Origin of the sequence: Sphingobacterium bovistauri (assembly GCF_020295405.1) — a bacterium.
Taxonomy (GTDB): domain Bacteria; phylum Bacteroidota; class Bacteroidia; order Sphingobacteriales; family Sphingobacteriaceae; genus Sphingobacterium; species Sphingobacterium bovistauri.
In genome coordinates this window covers 1-16,405 of record NZ_JADEYP010000005.1, presented here as the reverse complement: position 1 = coordinate 16,405, position 16,405 = coordinate 1, and the positions used below count along the sequence as shown (strand labels likewise).

The 16,405-nt window shown below is 35.3% G+C and carries 14 protein-coding genes; 7 read left to right on the top strand and 7 right to left on the bottom strand.

The genetic code is table 11. From position 1 onward, the window contains the following. Window positions 1-19: 19 nt before the first annotated feature. From IPZ78_RS04085 to IPZ78_RS04075, 3 genes are read right to left on the bottom strand one after another with little or no spacing between them, the layout of a single operon-like run. Window positions 20-1,510, bottom strand: a complete 1,491-nt coding sequence (locus IPZ78_RS04085; protein WP_225551662.1) for a lipopolysaccharide biosynthesis protein — start codon at window positions 1,508-1,510, stop codon at window positions 20-22. A gap of 9 nt (window positions 1,511-1,519) precedes the next feature. Further along, the gene (locus IPZ78_RS04080; protein WP_225551661.1) at window positions 1,520-1,801 is read right to left on the bottom strand and encodes an acylphosphatase; all 282 of its coding nucleotides are present in this window, start codon (window positions 1,799-1,801) and stop codon (window positions 1,520-1,522) included. A gap of 18 nt (window positions 1,802-1,819) precedes the next feature. After that, window positions 1,820-2,989: an amidohydrolase family protein gene (locus IPZ78_RS04075; protein WP_225551660.1), complete on the bottom strand. Its 1,170-nt coding sequence runs from the start codon at window positions 2,987-2,989 to the stop codon at window positions 1,820-1,822. Between the two features lie 314 nt (window positions 2,990-3,303). Between IPZ78_RS04075 and IPZ78_RS04070 the strand changes: the two genes are divergently transcribed. The 5 genes from IPZ78_RS04070 to IPZ78_RS04050 all read left to right on the top strand — a co-directional run bounded on the left by IPZ78_RS04070 (window position 3,304) and on the right by IPZ78_RS04050 (window position 9,893). Further along, a complete protein-coding gene (locus tag IPZ78_RS04070) occupies window positions 3,304-5,760 on the top strand; it encodes a TonB-dependent receptor (protein WP_225551659.1) in 2,457 nt (818 codons plus the stop codon). Window positions 5,761-5,843: 83 nt separating this feature from the next. Continuing rightward, window positions 5,844-6,302 (top strand): D-aminoacyl-tRNA deacylase, encoded by a 459-nt coding sequence (dtd, locus tag IPZ78_RS04065; protein WP_225551658.1) that lies wholly within the window; start codon window positions 5,844-5,846, stop codon window positions 6,300-6,302. A 4-nt stretch (window positions 6,303-6,306) separates the two neighbouring features. Then, window positions 6,307-6,633: a nucleotide pyrophosphohydrolase gene (locus IPZ78_RS04060; RefSeq protein WP_225551657.1), complete on the top strand. Its 327-nt coding sequence runs from the start codon at window positions 6,307-6,309 to the stop codon at window positions 6,631-6,633. A gap of 107 nt (window positions 6,634-6,740) precedes the next feature. Continuing rightward, window positions 6,741-8,438 (top strand): gamma-glutamyltransferase, encoded by a 1,698-nt coding sequence (gene ggt, locus IPZ78_RS04055; RefSeq protein ID WP_225551656.1) that lies wholly within the window; start codon window positions 6,741-6,743, stop codon window positions 8,436-8,438. A 300-nt stretch (window positions 8,439-8,738) separates the two neighbouring features. After that, complete coding sequence (locus tag IPZ78_RS04050; RefSeq protein WP_225551655.1) at window positions 8,739-9,893, top strand: peptide-N-glycosidase F-related protein; 1,155 nt, start codon at window positions 8,739-8,741, stop codon at window positions 9,891-9,893. A gap of 194 nt (window positions 9,894-10,087) precedes the next feature. Here the strand turns inward: IPZ78_RS04050 and IPZ78_RS04045 are convergent, their stop codons facing one another. The 3 genes from IPZ78_RS04045 to IPZ78_RS04035 form a co-directional block, all read right to left on the bottom strand. Further along, window positions 10,088-11,410: a DNA recombination protein RmuC gene (locus IPZ78_RS04045; RefSeq protein WP_225551654.1), complete on the bottom strand. Its 1,323-nt coding sequence runs from the start codon at window positions 11,408-11,410 to the stop codon at window positions 10,088-10,090. A gap of 93 nt (window positions 11,411-11,503) precedes the next feature. Further along, the gene (locus tag IPZ78_RS04040; RefSeq protein WP_225551653.1) at window positions 11,504-12,691 is read right to left on the bottom strand and encodes a formimidoylglutamase; all 1,188 of its coding nucleotides are present in this window, start codon (window positions 12,689-12,691) and stop codon (window positions 11,504-11,506) included. A gap of 103 nt (window positions 12,692-12,794) precedes the next feature. Continuing rightward, window positions 12,795-13,772: a hypothetical protein gene (locus IPZ78_RS04035; RefSeq protein WP_225551652.1), complete on the bottom strand. Its 978-nt coding sequence runs from the start codon at window positions 13,770-13,772 to the stop codon at window positions 12,795-12,797. A 143-nt stretch (window positions 13,773-13,915) separates the two neighbouring features. Between IPZ78_RS04035 and IPZ78_RS04030 the strand changes: the two genes are divergently transcribed. Next, on the top strand, window positions 13,916-14,896 hold the full coding sequence (locus IPZ78_RS04030; protein ID WP_225551651.1) for an NAD-dependent epimerase/dehydratase family protein: 981 nt from the start codon (window positions 13,916-13,918) through the stop codon (window positions 14,894-14,896). Window positions 14,897-14,901: 5 nt separating this feature from the next. Continuing rightward, entirely contained in the window at window positions 14,902-16,200 is a 1,299-nt protein-coding gene (locus tag IPZ78_RS04025) for an HAD-IB family phosphatase (protein WP_225551650.1), read from the top strand. A 47-nt stretch (window positions 16,201-16,247) separates the two neighbouring features. Here the strand turns inward: IPZ78_RS04025 and IPZ78_RS04020 are convergent, their stop codons facing one another. Continuing rightward, on the bottom strand, window positions 16,248-16,400 hold the full coding sequence (locus IPZ78_RS04020; RefSeq protein WP_262903833.1) for an IS3 family transposase: 153 nt from the start codon (window positions 16,398-16,400) through the stop codon (window positions 16,248-16,250). Window positions 16,401-16,405 lie beyond the last annotated feature (5 nt).

The following is a 16,405-nucleotide window of genomic DNA, read 5'->3' as shown; positions in this document are numbered from 1 at the left end:
TGTTTTGACGAATATACAACTATTTCACAAACCCACTCAGTAATGGGGAAATAAATTTTCGTTCTGAATAAAAAACAAAACAAATAAGTGAGATCAACAAACCATTACCTATCCAGAAATTACTATCAAAAACAAAGAAACTTAATAATGAGAAAACTATACCAACTAATAAGTAAAGTGCGATTTTACCAAATTTATAAGGTATAGGATAATACTTTTGACCCCAACACACCGAAATCCCAATCATAACTAAGTACACTATACTTGTCACTGCAACAGCCGCCACATAAGAGTATGTAGGTATAAGGACGTAATTTAAAGCGACTGTAAGTATTGCTCCAATTCCGGAGATATATAATCCAAATTTTGTTTGATCAGATAACTTGTACCAAATTGAAAGATTCATATAAATACTTAACAACACATAATTGAAAAGCATAAAAGGCACAATAAATAAACCCGACCAATACAAGGCTTGTTCAGCAGCATTTTCACCTTCAATAAAATACTTCAGCCAATTCAAATTCACCGTGATTCCCACCATACATACTACCATAATTATGGTGAAATATTCTAAAATAGTAGCATAAACTTGTTTTGCGTTATCCTTCTTTGCGTAAGAGAAGAAAAAAGGCTCCGCACCAAGACGAAAAGCAGTCACAACAAGACTCAAGAATACTGCGATCTTTGCGACAGCACCATATATACCCACATCACTATCTCCTTGTTCACTAGGCAAAAGCTGTGGAATCATTATTTTATCAATATTTTCATTGATAATAAATGAAATATTGGCAATCATAATGGGAAAGCTGTACATCAACATCTTATTTACGAGAGAAGAATCTAGTGTAAACCTGAAATTTGAAATTTGAGGTAACAACATAATCAATGTTGCTACGCTAGACAATAAATTCGCTATAAAAACATTACCAATCCAACCAGACACAAACCATGAAGCATGGAAATTAAGAGATGGCAATACATAAAGAAAAACTAGATTTGCTCCTACGAAAATAAAAATATTAATTAGTTTTAGTGCAGCATAATACAATGGTCTTCCTTCGGCACGAAGCTTTGCAAATGGAACAATGGCTAATGCATCTGCTGCCAAAATCACACCAAACATCCGTACATATGCGACGTAATCCTTATATTCTTGGGGTTTATCAACAGTAAACCATGCGGCTATCTGCCCTGAGAATACAAACATGCTTAACAAAAAAACACAAGCCAACACCAGAGTCACAAAGAAAGAAGTATTAAAAACCTTTGGTTGATTTACCTTGTCTACTTTTTGAAGAAATCTGAAATAGGTAGTCTCCATTCCGAATGCTAAAAAAGCATTGATAAGAGACGCGTAAGAAAATAACTTGGTGAAAATCCCGTATTGTGCTGTAGCAAATTTTGACACTAAAATAGGTGTCAAAATAAAATTAAGCATTCGGGAAATAATAGTCGAAAGACCGTAGATTACAGTATCACTTAGGAACTTTTTGATGCCAGACACGATAAAGGATTATTTAAGACGTTTCAATACTTCGAAATTTCTGAAACCTTTTATATCTAAAGACTCTTGAACCTCTACTGATTCTATCTCTGAGCGATCCGTTCCTTCGTGGCAAAACTCCACTAAAGATTGTAATGCAAAATCATCGCCCTCAGCTTCTATGTATACAGAGCCATCTTCAAGATTAACGACAAAACCTTTAGCACCCAATTGGTCTGCTACAGCTTTTGTCGTTGCTCTAAAATATACTTTCTGTACTTTACCCTTTACTTTGATATTTATATGTTTCATCAAAGCAAAAGTAAACAATTATACAATTCGTTGTACGGTAACCTCGTCTGTGATTTTCAAATTGGTCATATTACCTAACAAAACTAAACCAGGAGTCTTACCAACTTCCAAAGAGCCCAATTCTTTATCTAAACCTAATGCTTTAGCTCCATTGATAGTTGCCCACTTGATTGTTTCTAGAAAATTTAAATCCCGATTAGCATTGTGCATAGTTTTCAACTCATCTAAAATACTGAGTGTATTATTAGATGCTAAACTATCCGTACCCAATGCAATATCAAATTTGTGATTATTGAATAGCTGCACTTTAGGTAATGCATTCTCAATATATAAATTTGCTTTAGGACATAAACACAATATCACATTTCTTCCCATTCGAGCAATAAAATCCAAGTCTTTAATCGAAGTAAAAGTATTGTGTATTAGAATCGTTGGATTGGATGCTGGTAAGTAATTTAAGTAAGACTGAATGGAATTACGCGCCTGCGCCTTAAACTCCTCTATATCAATACCTATATTGCTATAAAAATCTATAAAATCTCCAGTTCTATACCTAAACAATTTATTTTCCTCTTCACTCTCTTGATTATGTATGGAAATTATATTGTCTTCACTAACTGATTTCTTGAATGCTTTGAATAATGCCTTCGAACAAGAGTATGGAGCATGAGGAGTAATAGAAGAATGATTTGGATTAAAGAAAAACTCTATATCCTTAGCCTCATCGATTTTACTCAATGCGACTTCTTCCTTGATACCAATAACCTCCACAAATGTATGGTAAGTCATTTTACTTTTACTCTTTACATCTGCAGATATCGATGTATTTGCATGATCTCCTACTGCTTGAATCCCATTTTCAAACATATAGCTATCCGCATCTTCCATTGCCTTAATAACATGTGTCTCATCAGTATTGCCTCTTGACTCCATGATTTTGTTAATAAAGCCAACTAAACCAGTCTTTTCAGGAACAATATTTAATAAGTGGGATAATTCTAAATGACAATGCGTGTTTATAAAGCCCGGAATTAATACTCCAGAAAATTTTTTAACATCAGTTTTAATAGGCGCGTCCAAATCTTTATAGACGCCTATTATCTTCCCATCCTCTATAGCTACTATACCATTTTTTATAGGATCTGACGTTACAGGAATAACATAATCAGCCGAAAAGTATTGTATCATTAATCTTTGTGTGTTGTGTGATTTTTAGTAAAAAAAAAGAAAATATTCATTTTTTTGAGAAAGATACAATTTTTTAACAATAATTATATCATTTTTTTAGTGATACCATAAAAAAACACTAGATTTGCTTTATCGAATAGGGGTGCCTTGTTTTGCAACACAAATACGGGCTGAGATTATACCCAGTTTAATTTTATTGAAATAAATTAAACACACCTGATCTGGATAATGCCAGCGTAGGGAAAGGGCGGTTAAATATACGTTACTGTAACCCCTTGCAGTAATAAGGTTTAACTCAAAAAACTAATTAATTTATGTTCAAGCATGTATTTGCTTCTGTGGCAATCTGTCAGATGATGACTGTAGCTATTGCCCAACAAAAAACCACGTTTAAGGTCGTAGATGAAAAATCTTCACCACTAACTAATGCAACTGTTATATTGCATAATCAAGTTCAAAAGACAAACCATCAAGGTGAAGTAGTCTTCAGTACCGATTCTCGCAAAGATCATACAGTTCGCGTCAAACACCTAGGGTACAAGGAATATACTAAAAAGTATGACCTACTTCCTCCTTATCAGACTATACATCTGGAGCTCACAACGATTCAAACAGATGCTGTATTTGTGTATGCCACACGTGCAAAAGACAATGCTGCTACAACATTCAAAAACCTAAACAAAGAAGAAATCAAAAAAAATAACTTAGGTCAAGATGTACCATATTTACTGGATCAAACTCCCGGCGTTATTATTGGATCTGATGCTGGCGCAGGGATTGGCTATACGAGCATGACAATCCGTGGCTCGGACAATCAACGTATAAATGTGACCTTAAATGGTATTCCATTAAATGATGCCGAAAGTATGGGATCTTTCTTTGTCAACTTACCTGATTTTGCTTCGAGTACCGAGAGTATACAGATACAACGCGGCATTGGTACATCGACTAATGGCGCTGGAGCTTTTGGCGCTTCATTGAATATTCAGACCGATGCTTTAGAAACTAAACCTTATGCAGAGTTCAATAACAGCTACGGGTCATATAATTCATGGAAAAACACGATCAAAGCGGGGACAGGACTCATCAACAACAAATTTGCATTTAACACAAGATTGTCTAGAATTAGTTCAAATGGTTATGTAGAAAGAGCCACATCAAACCTAAAGTCCATGTATTTTGATGGAGGGCTCTATACCAACAAACATATCCTGAAAGCGACAGTATTCACAGGTAAAGAAAAAACTTACCAAGCTTGGTATGGTACGCCGGAGCCTTTAATAAAAGGTGATCGTACGGATTTAGAACGCTATGCTAACAATAACTTTGGCTTATACTCTGGAGCTGAGTTTGAGCGTTTAATGAATGCAGATAGACGCTACAACTATTACACTTACGACAACCAAACAGACAACTACAAACAAACACATTCACACCTCCATTATACCTATGTAATGAACAACGCATGGAATTTCAATGCCGCATTGCATTATACACGTGGCGCAGGTTATTACGAAGAATTTCGTGAGGACGACAGATTATCACGCTATAGCATTCCTAACTTAGTGCAAGGTAGTACGACAATAGAAAAATCAAATTTGGTGCGTAGAAGGTGGCTCGACAATCATTTCTATGGCACTACAGTCTCCGCCAATTTCAAACCTTCTACTACGTGGAACTTAACATTTGGAGGTGCCTACAACGAATACAAAGGTGATCACTACGGTGAAGTCATCAAAGTTGACATCTACCCTAATACTTCTTTCAATGATAAATATTACTTGAACGATGCAACAAAAAAAGACTTCAACACTTACCTAAAAGCGGATTACAGAAGAAACAATTGGTTAATAAATCTTGATGTACAATACCGAAATGTCAATTACAGATCGCAAGGTGATGATGACAAAATCAAAGATTTTGGGTTCAAAGATAACCTTCATTTCATCAATCCAAAAGTGGGTGCAACCTATTTCCTATCCGCAAATGCTAATCTATATGCTTCTTATGCCTACGCTAGCAAAGAGCCCGTACGTAAGGATTATGTCGAAAATCCGCGCAGTGAATTCCCAAAACCAGAACGTATGCAAAACATAGAAGCTGGCTATAGATACCGAAATGAAACTTTCAATATTGGAACCAACTTCTATGCCATGTTGTACAAAGATCAATTAGTTCCTACAGGTCAATTGAACGATACAGGTAGCGAACTGCGTATGAATATTCCGGACAGTTACCGTATAGGCTGGGAATTAGATGCCTCCTGGATTATACACCCGAAATTTATCTGGTCTGCTACAGCTGCACTAAGTGACAATAAAATCAAGAACTTTGTGGAGTATGTATCCGTTTTGGATGACAACTGGGAATTTGTACGTGAAGAACAGTTTCACTATAAAAGCACCCAAATTGCTAAAGCCGCAAACACAATCTTGTCTAACAACTTAACATATTTGCCGACTGATAAATGGTCTATATCCTTAATGAGTAAGTATGTATCGAGAGTATACTTGGACAATAGCTCAGCCAAAGAGCGATCTATAGATCCATTTACCTACACTAACCTAAAGACACAGTATTCTTTCAGTGCGTTAGGTATCAAAAACATAGATGTATTGGCTTCAATAAATAATATTTTCAATGCAAAGTATGAAACGTCTGGCTATACATGGGGACAGATATTCGAATCACAAGGTAAACGTGATTTTTACAACTTCTACTACCCTCAAGCGACTACAAACTTTATGTTCGGCTTGAATTTAAGATTTTAAGAATTCCCTAAATATTTTTAGAGGACGGTAATCAATGTGATTCCGTCCTTTTTTGTAACTGCTGAAATTTATACTTTTACACTATGCGAGCAGTTATACAACGTGTGACACAGGCCTCATGCACTGTAGATGATCAAATTACAGGAGCGATTGAGGATGGTTTTTTAGTGTTATTAGGTGTGGAAGATGAAGACACCAAAGAAGACATGGAATGGTTGGGAAACAAAATTGCCAATTTACGTATCTTTTCAGATGAGAATGGTTTAATGAACAAATCCATTCAGGATATAGGCGGAAATATCCTTCTAATCTCCCAATTCACCCTATTTGCACAGACTAAGAAAGGCAATAGACCCTCTTTTATACGTGCGGGTAAACCTGAAAAAGCAAAACCTATGTATGAAAACATGGCAAAGCTGCTTAGTGATTTACTCGGTAAAAAAGTACAATTAGGAATTTTTGGTGCAGATATGAAAATAGACTTGCGCAACGATGGACCTGTAACCATTATAATGAATACAAAAGATAAAGACAATTATTAAAACCATGACGATACAAGAAGCACAAGAGATAGTAGATAAATGGATAACGACAACCGGTGTTCGTTATTTCAATGAATTAACTAATACAGCGATGCTGATGGAAGAAGTCGGTGAAGTCGCACGTATAATGGCTCGTCAATACGGGGAGCAATCGTTCAAAAAATCAGATCAAGACGTCAATCTTGCAGACGAGATGGCAGATGTATTATTTGTATTGATTTGTCTAGCCAATCAGACAGGTGTAAACTTGACAGAAGCTCTGCACAAAAACTTAGAAAAGAAAACAAAACGAGATACGGATAGGCATCGCAATAATGAGAAACTGAAGTAAGATTTATAAAAAAAACAATTTCATATTAGAACTATGAATAGCAGGAACTACTTTCCAAAGTACATCTAGTAGTATTTATATTTTGCAAAACAATGTATCATCTAACCATGAAGAAATTAATCTATTTATTCTTTGTTGCTGTAGCATTACATAGCTGTATATCTATTCAACGAAGCGAACTAAAACCGATAAATACTATTGTCTACGATAATGGCGCAGTGGTAACTGCACATCATGTAGCCTCAAAAGTAGGCGTAGATATATTGAAAAAAGGTGGAAATGCTGTCGATGCAGCCATTGCGGTAAAATTTGCCTTAGCCGTGGTTTACCCTAATGCAGGTAACTTAGGAGGCGGTGGTTTCATGGTATACCGCAGCAAATCTGGGGAAATTAACTCACTAGATTTTCGTGAGAAAGCACCATTGGCAGCCCATAAGGACATGTATCTAGACAAGAATGGTAACCCAATTACAGATTTGAGCTTATATGGTCAGTTAGCAACAGGAGTACCTGGGGCAGTAGCAGGCATGGATGAAGCATTCAAAAAATACGGTACTTTATCTTGGCAAGAGTTAGTACAACCTAGTATTGAATTAGCAGAGCATGGATTTGCTATAACAGCAATGCAAGCACATGAGTTTAATGGGTATAAAGAGCGATTTATTAAATTCAATCCAAATGGTGCAGCTATCATAAAAGATACAGAATGGAAAGAAGGTGATATCTTCATACAAAAGGAATTAGCGCAAACATTAAAGCGTATTTCGACAGCAGGTCGTGATGGTTTTTATAAAGGAAAGACTGCCGATTATATCGTAGCAGAAATGAAGCGAGGAAACGGTATCATTACGCACAAAGATCTGGAAGAGTACCAAGCGACATGGCGCAAACCTATCGTGGGTGAATATAAAGGTCACAAAATCATTTCTATGCCTCCACCATCTAGTGGTGGAATAGCATTGATTGCACTGTTGCAATCCGTAGAAAAATATCCATTGGCACAATGGGGATTCCAATCAGACAGCACAATCAGAGCTATGGTTGAGGCCGAAAGACGCGTATATGCAGATAGAGCCACACACCTGGGTGATCCTGACTTCTATAGAGTACCAATAGAGCACTTGACTTCAGCATCATACAATCAATCACGCATGGCGAATGTTTCTCTTGCTAGAGCTACAGATAGTGAAACTATAAAAGCTGGTAAATTCCCAGGTTACGAATCTGAAGAAACTACACACTTTAGTATCGTCGATAAAGATGGTAATGCAGTCTCATTGACTACAACCATCAATGGTTCGTATGGATCGTTGGTATGGGTAGATGGTGCAGGCTTCTTGTTGAACAATGAAATGGACGATTTCTCAGTAAAGTCAGGAACACCTAACATGTATGGTTTACTAGGCGGAAAAGCTAATTCAGTAGAGCCAAGTAAACGTATGTTGTCTGCTATGACACCTACAATTGTAGAGAAAGACGGTAAATTGAAAATGGTAGTCGGCACCCCAGGAGGTTCGACAATTATCACTTCTGTATTTCAAACAATATTAAATGTATTAGAGTTTGGGATGACGGCTCAGGAATCTGTAAGCGCTCCACGTTTTCACCACCAATGGAAACCTGACCGTATTGATATAGAAGCAAAGGCAATTGACGAAAAAACACGTGTGAGTCTTGAAAAAGATGGTTACAAGCTTCAAAAACGTGGCAATATCGGCCGTGTAGAAAACATTATTGTATTACCTAATGGAAAGCTGCAAGCTGGAGCTGATCACCGTGGCGATGATATAGCAATGGGATACTAAAAAAACAGTACAAATTTTATTAAAAAACGAGTCAATGGTTAATAACCATTGACTCGTTTTTTATTTTTTCCTTAGCAACAAAACACTTCATCTCTAATTTTTGCATTATGCAATCTATCATCATAAATAAAATGAAGAATCAGACATAATTAAACACTTTATACCATAACTGTTTTTTGACAAAAAACAGTTAACCACAAGGAATTATAAATAATAACATAATAAAATATTTTTTTCATAAAGTTAACTTTTTTATTATTTTAGCAAGTAATTTAATTAACTACATTAACAATTTTTATTATGAAAAGACTGATAGCAATTTTCAATGCAGTATGTTTGACGCTACTTTTCTCATGTGAGAAGGGCAAAACAATTCAAAATGATGCCACAACACCATCCACAGGACAGCTAGAAGGCAAAGGAGGAACCTTCAAGGTATTTGACAACATTTTGTTCTATACAGGATATGATGCACTAAATACTTCTGCTGTCCCAAATGGAGTACAGAGAATAAATAATTCATTATATGTCAAAAAACTATCAAGTGATGAACTTACCAAAATTGGCAACGATTTAAAGATGGACATTGGCATCGTCGCTGCATGTGATAATTATGATAGAATAGGACGTGTATATCTATCCCTAGTACCAAAGGGCAAGCCATACAGCGAAACGGAAGCTAAAAATATCGAGGTTGGTAGATTTATCACACCATTCATGGACAAAAATAAAACACCAAATTATGCACCCTATTCATTCAGTATTAATAATATTGGTCAACTCGTAAAAGACGAAATTATTCGCTCAACATATGATATATGGGTTGGTTTTTCTGTATTTGGTGTAAGCTATGCCGCCAATAATGAAATTGCAGGGTGTAAAGGCGATAATTCTACTTTCTATGGTACCTTAACATTCAGCTCTACTCCTAGTCCAGCTGTAAAAAGCCCAGCTGTACAGTTAACCAGTTTATCCTATATTAAAATGGAAGGAGATGGCAATGACAATGAATTAAATCACAAAAACAAAACATCATTAGGTGCTGAAAAAACTATTTCAATTACATTGGATAAGGATATTAAAAATGCTAAACTCTATTTAATCACCTCTAACCATGGTGCAAACGCAAATGGAGAAGAATATACTAGACGTGTTCACAATATCTATTTCGATAATCAATTAAAATTGACTTACATACCTGGCGGAAAATCGTGTGAACCTTTCCGTAAATACAATACCCAAGGGAATGGTATATATAGCCAGTTTCCAAGAACAGACGAAGTGTGGGCTTCTTTTAGCAACTGGTGTCCTGGCGATGCTATTCCTATTAGAGTAATTGAACTTGGAAATATAAATGCTGGCACTCATACGTTTAGAATTCTTGTGGAAAAAGCTACATTTCCAGAAAATCAAGGGTATATTCCAGTTTCAGTTTATCTACAGGGAACTAATTAAAAATTATTAAATCCTTAAAAAACACAAGATAAAGGAGAAACTCTGTCTCTCCTTTATCTCTATTGAGAAGTAATATTATTATACTAGACTACTCAAACTCCTATTGCCTAAATTGTTATAGTCAACAACCATAAAGTTACAATATAACGATATTCACGAAACACAATATGTCCTATTGTTCGTAATTAGACAATTTAAGAGTCTAAGTATTTATCATCAATTTGCTTATTAGCTTTTGCACCAAGAGATTTTAGATTTTCCACACGTCTCACCACATTTCCTGCGCCTGTGGATAGTTTTTTCATAGCTTCTTCGTGCTTTTCGGATGCTTTATTCAGGTGCATTTGTATTTGTTGCATATCCGTCAAAAACCCTACAAACTTATCATATAATGCCCCAGCTTCACGTGCTATTTCCAATACATTACGGTTTTGACGCTCTTGCTTCCACATCGAAGCAATAGTCCGCAATGTTGCTAATAAAGTCGAAGGACTCACAATTACTACCCTCCTATCCCAAGCATCTGAAAACAGCTCCGGCCTGTGCATGACTGCCAAACTCAGAGCGGACTCAATAGGCATAAATAACAACACAAAATCTGGTGAATGTATACCGTACAAAGTATGATAATTCTTAGCAGAAAGCTCTTTTACATGATTTTCTATAGATTGCACATGCAATTTTAAGTGCATATTTAATTCTTCCTCCGACTCAGCATTAATATAATTATCATAAGCCAGCAAAGAAACTTTAGAGTCTACTACCAAATGCTTATCATCGGGTAAATCAATGATAGCATCAGGCTGTGATCTTCTGCCGTGCTCATCTTGTAAAGAAACTTGTAGTCTATATTCTTGATCCTTGGTTAATCCTGAACGCTCTAATACACGCTCTAAGATGACTTCCCCCCAATTTCCTTGCTTTTTAGAATCTCCTTTCAGTGCGCGTGTCAAATTATTAGCCTCATCCTTTATTTGCAAGCTTTGTTGCATCAATTGTTCTACTACTCCCTTTAACACATTCCGTTCAGCAGACTCCTGCATATATGACTTCTCAACTTTCTCTTCAAAAGTCTTAATTTTTTCTTTTAGTGGATCTAATATTATACCCAAATATTCTTGGTTTAACGCCGTAAACTTCTGTGTCTTTTCTTCTAGAATTTTATTGGCCAATAACTGAAATTCATTGTTGAATTGAGATTTGGTACGTTCTATTTCTATTTTTTGTTCTTCAAATTTGTCTTGTTGCGCTTGCAAATAAGCATTCGTTCCCTCCAATGTACGTTCTAGTGCATTACGTTCATTTTTTTCACGCTCTAATAAACGTTTGAGGTCTTCCCTTTCTTTCATTTGTATATCTGCAAACTGTTGTATTTTCGCATGCTCAATATCCAATTCTTGTTTCTGCTGACGTAAATTCTCATGCTCACCTCTTGAAACTGATTTAGCCTTTTGCAACAACAAGAAAATATTAAGTAAAGCTAATACGATAATTATAGCTATTAAGATAGTATCCATATCAGAGAATGTTTTAGATGCCCATATTCTGGACAAGAAATTACTTTTAGTATAAGACAAATAAAAAATGGTCTTAATTAAGACCACTCCGCATTATTGTAATTTTTGATGAGTTCGCCACCATAGGTCTGGCATTTCGCCTGCCACCGCCATTTGATAATCTTCGTATCTACAAGGTACTAAATAGAACCGTTCATTGACAGATTTAGTACCAAAATAAGGAACTTGCATCCACCATCTATCTGATTTTTTGCTCTTCACAAATACCAACTCATGATCTTCATTTTCTAATGGTGTACGATATATGATATAGGCAGATTTCGGAATTAAAGGAGCGTCATTTTTACGGTTGTAATAGCCATCTATGAAACACCAGATCATCTGTGAAACCAACATAGCTGTTTGCTCCATAGGGTCAAATGTAGGATTAAATTCATAAAAACCTATTGAACTACATTTATCTGACATACCAGCATAACGAGCCAATTGACATGCTTCGTCACCAAAGAGACCATTCGGTACCGCATTAGCATTCCCTGGAGCTTCAGAAGCACGTATTGCGCCTATATCAAAACTTACCATATCGGCTGCGCGAATGATTGGCTCTGCCTGATCTAATTTTCCAGCGATCATTCCCACACGTTGTGCATTAAAGAACAACTTGTCGTACATATTGATAGATTCTTTACTCACTAAATATGTCTGATAAGCGACATTATTTAAATTGAATAAATAATCAGGTTGATGTAATATCAGATGATTCAAATACGTCTGCGAATTCAACGGCATATCTTCAGTATGTTCTTGATCTAAATCAAACTTTGCATCTACAACAGCAACCTCCACCCGTTGTTCGAGGTTTTCGTACCCCCTGTACTGTGCATACGTTAAATCCTGACCACCACCAATAATAATCGGAACGATATTCTTCTTAATTAGCTCTTCAACAACCAACTTAAAGGCAGCATAAGTATCGTTAACAGTTTCACCTGCTTTTATATTACCGAAATCAGCTATTCTGATTTTATAATCCCCTTGATATAAATCATACAAGTGTTTACGCACAGCATTTGGTGCCTTAGCTGTACCCTTATTATTTACAGCAGCACGATCTTCCTCGATCCCTATAATTACCAAATTCGGTTTGTTTTCTTCTTCCTCCCAATTTGGAAACTCATCCTCATAGATTTGAAAAACTTGGCCAAATTGAGAATTAAGGTATTGCCCTTTGGAGGAAATATTAGACAATTGTATAGGTGAAAAAAAATCTGCTAATGACATATTTGGAAATTATTAATAACGATAACTATATAATGGTATATAGCTATACAAATATGCATTTAATAGCTTGTTTTTTAAAATATGTATTCAGAACTTTTAATCACTATTTTTCTACAAAAAACTGATTCGCGTAGGTATGACTAAATGGAGAAAAATCTTTCAAGCTTCTAGCAAAATAATAAATTGGATAAGTATGCACACCCACAGAGTTCTTAAGCATTTCGTTGAAATCTGCAGTGAGCGCTTGAATTTCCTTATATCCCTTTGCCTTTTTTAACAAAGGATGCTTATACGCACTTGTCCGAAGTAATATTGTCATGGATGATTTTTCAATGACTTTAATATCATCATTCGTTAAAATCTCCGATAAGCTTAGCTTTTCTAAAGCTGATTTTAGTTTGTCCTCAGGCAAATCAGACTCTACAATCTTAACATAACTCAATCCATAAGACACGATTGAAATATAATACAAATCATTTTCCGCATTTTTTTTCTGTTCTTCTAATGAAATTAATTCTGTTTTTCGTGGAAGCTCCATAATTAATGTATTATCAATCTGTTTCGCAAAACTCAGCAAAGTTGTCTTTGCATGCTTGATAATATAAGTTGGTTCATTATGATCTAATAACTTAAAAAAACTTACTAGATCACTACTTGGCATTTGGGCATTTAACAACACCCTGTAATCCACTATTTTACTCCAAGAACGACTAGATATAGAGAATGGATAAGAAGATTTCTTTATCCCTTTCAAAAATTCCTGCGTTCCTATAAATGAAGGTATAATTTCTAAACTATTATTTGAATTCATAGAAACCAAACGAACAGGAAGAGGACTAAAATCTTTAAACGCATTAATTTCTAACCTTTTATTGTTTGACTTTAAATTTAGTATACTTCCAGGATATATGCTTTCAAAAGTTTCTTCATCTGGATATAATTCGGTTGAAGTCACCACTTTTTCAGCAAGCTCAATATTCAATTCTTCTGGTTCTTTTTTATCTTCCTTGGGTTTAACCTTATCATCCTTACAGCTAAACTGAATTAATACAAAAAGTAACAGAAAAAACCTTAAGTTCATATAATTTGATTTTAAGGTAAAAATACTAAGAAAAACGAAATAAAAAACTCGTACTTTAAGATTTAACATTCTTTCACCATCGTTTGCTTTCCATAGCCTAAAAATCTATATTTGAATAGCTAAAAAAATAATTCAAAAATCACGTGATATTAGTAACAGGAGGAACAGGTTTTTTAGGATCGACGCTCATAAAATTGTTAATCGAACAAGGAAATGCCATTGTGGCGACTAAACGAGCATCTTCTGCTATTCCAGATTTTTTGAAATCTTCGTCGCTTATACAATGGGTAGATGCAGATGTAACTGATTATTTTGCTTTAGCAGATATATTTCACGACATCTCACAAGTATATCATTGTGCCGCCAAGGTGTCCTATCAGAAAGAAGATATTCAAGAATTATACTCTGTCAATGTTGATGGTACTTCACATATTGTCAACCTATGTCTTGAGCACCGAGCAAGGCTTGTACATGTAAGTTCTATTGCAGCATTAGGTTCAAGCAAAAATAAAAAACCAGTAAACGAAGCCGACAAATGGGAATATGACCCAAAAATGTCCAACTATGCCCTTTCAAAATATAAAGGAGAGTTGGAAGTTTGGCGTGGTATCAATGAAGGGCTAGAGGCAGTTATCGTCAATCCATCTGTCATTATGGGAATTGGATCCTATAAAAAAGGTTCGGGAGCTATCTTCGAATTGGTTAACAATGGTATAAAAATATTTACAGCTGGTTCTGTAGGCATTGTGGATGTTGTAGATGTGACAAACATCATGATTCAATTGATGAATAGTAGTGTCGCAGGCGAGCGCTTTATTCTAAATTCTGAAAACATCAGCAATAAGGATTTATTAAGTCGTATTGCAGTACTAATTGACAAAAAACCACCAACAATCAAGGCAAATAGCCTGATGCTTTCTATAGCATGGAGAGCTGCAAAAATAATGTCTAAAATAACAGGCAAAAAACCAGTAATCACTGAAGAGTCTGCGCGAGCGGCATCCGAATTACTAGCCTACTCGAATGAAAAAATCACCACTGCTATTGATTATACGTTCATACCATTGGATAGTACGTTGAAAGAAATAGCTAACACATATTATAACAAAACACAAACAATCTAAACATCGTGAAAAATTATTACATCATTGATTTCGATAGCACATTCACACAGGTGGAAGCCTTAGATGAATTGGCTCGTATATCATTAGAAGGTAGTCCAGATCAAGAAAAGGTTTACAAGGAGATCGAGCGCTTTACCAACTTAGCCATGGAAGGTAAGATTTCATTCAGAGAAGCTCTTGCTGGTAGAATTGCTCTACTTAAGGCAAATAAATCTCACTTACAATTGCTTATCAAGCATTTAAAGAAAAAAGTTTCTAAATCATTTGATCGAAATCGTGAGTTTTTCAAACAGAATTCAGATACCGCATGGATTGTTTCAGGTGGTTTCAAAGAATTCATTATTCCTGTAGTATCACCTTATGGAATCAAAGAAGAGAATATCTACGCGAACACATTTAAATTCGATAAAGAAGGAAATATTATTGGATACGATGATACAAACCCTTTATCTAATGAAGGAGGAAAAGTACAGTTATTAAAAGACCTGAACATTCAAGGTCGAATTTTCGGTATCGGCGACGGATACTCAGATTTTCAACTGAAAGAATCAGGTTTGATAGAGAAGTTTTTCGCTTTCACAGAAAACATATCGCGCAAAAGTGTAACCGATAAAGCGGATCACGTAACCCCAAGCTTTGATGAATTCTTATACGTCAATCATTTACCATCTGCTATATCATACCCCAAAAACCGCATTCTTTGTCTTATCGTTGGTGATGTTCCAGAAATATCAGCACACATATTAAAGCGTGATGGGTTTTCTATTCGTATTAAAGATACATTCGAAGAAAAATACACCAAAGATGTAGGCATGTTACTATTAGGTAATGGTATACAAATCTCTAATGAACAATTATCTCGTGCTGACAAATTGAAAACCCTAGGTTATTTAGGTGACGTGAAGGGTTATGTAAGCCGAACATTATGTGCACAAAAGGGGATTGTTATTTTTGATGATAAAAAAGAAAAACAGACAAATGCTGAATTTGTACCACGCCGTATGGCTGATTTTATCAACAACGGGGATACAGACCAAAGTCGTAACTTCCCACATCTAATACTACCTAAAAAATTAAAAGGTCACCGTCTACTGCACATTCACAAAAATGTTCCAGGTATTTTGGCTAAGATCAATAATATATACGCTGATAATCATATCAACATCTTATCTCAATTCCTAATGACACGTGGCGATTTGGGTTATGTAGTTACAGATATTGATGCAAATTATGATAAAAAGCTTATCAAACAATTGAAGGAAATTGAGAATTCAATTAAGTTCAGGATTCTATACAAACAATAAAATAAAAAAGGCTTTCAAATGGACTGACCCCCAAAAGTTGGACGACTTTATACAATGTTTTTGATATAATGAGCTCGGTATTCCACCGGGCTCATTCCATTTAAATTAATTCGTATTCTTTCGTTATTATAATACTTTATATATTCTCTAATATCTTTAGCTAACTCAAAAATAGAAGTATATTTTTTTAGATAAAACAATTCTG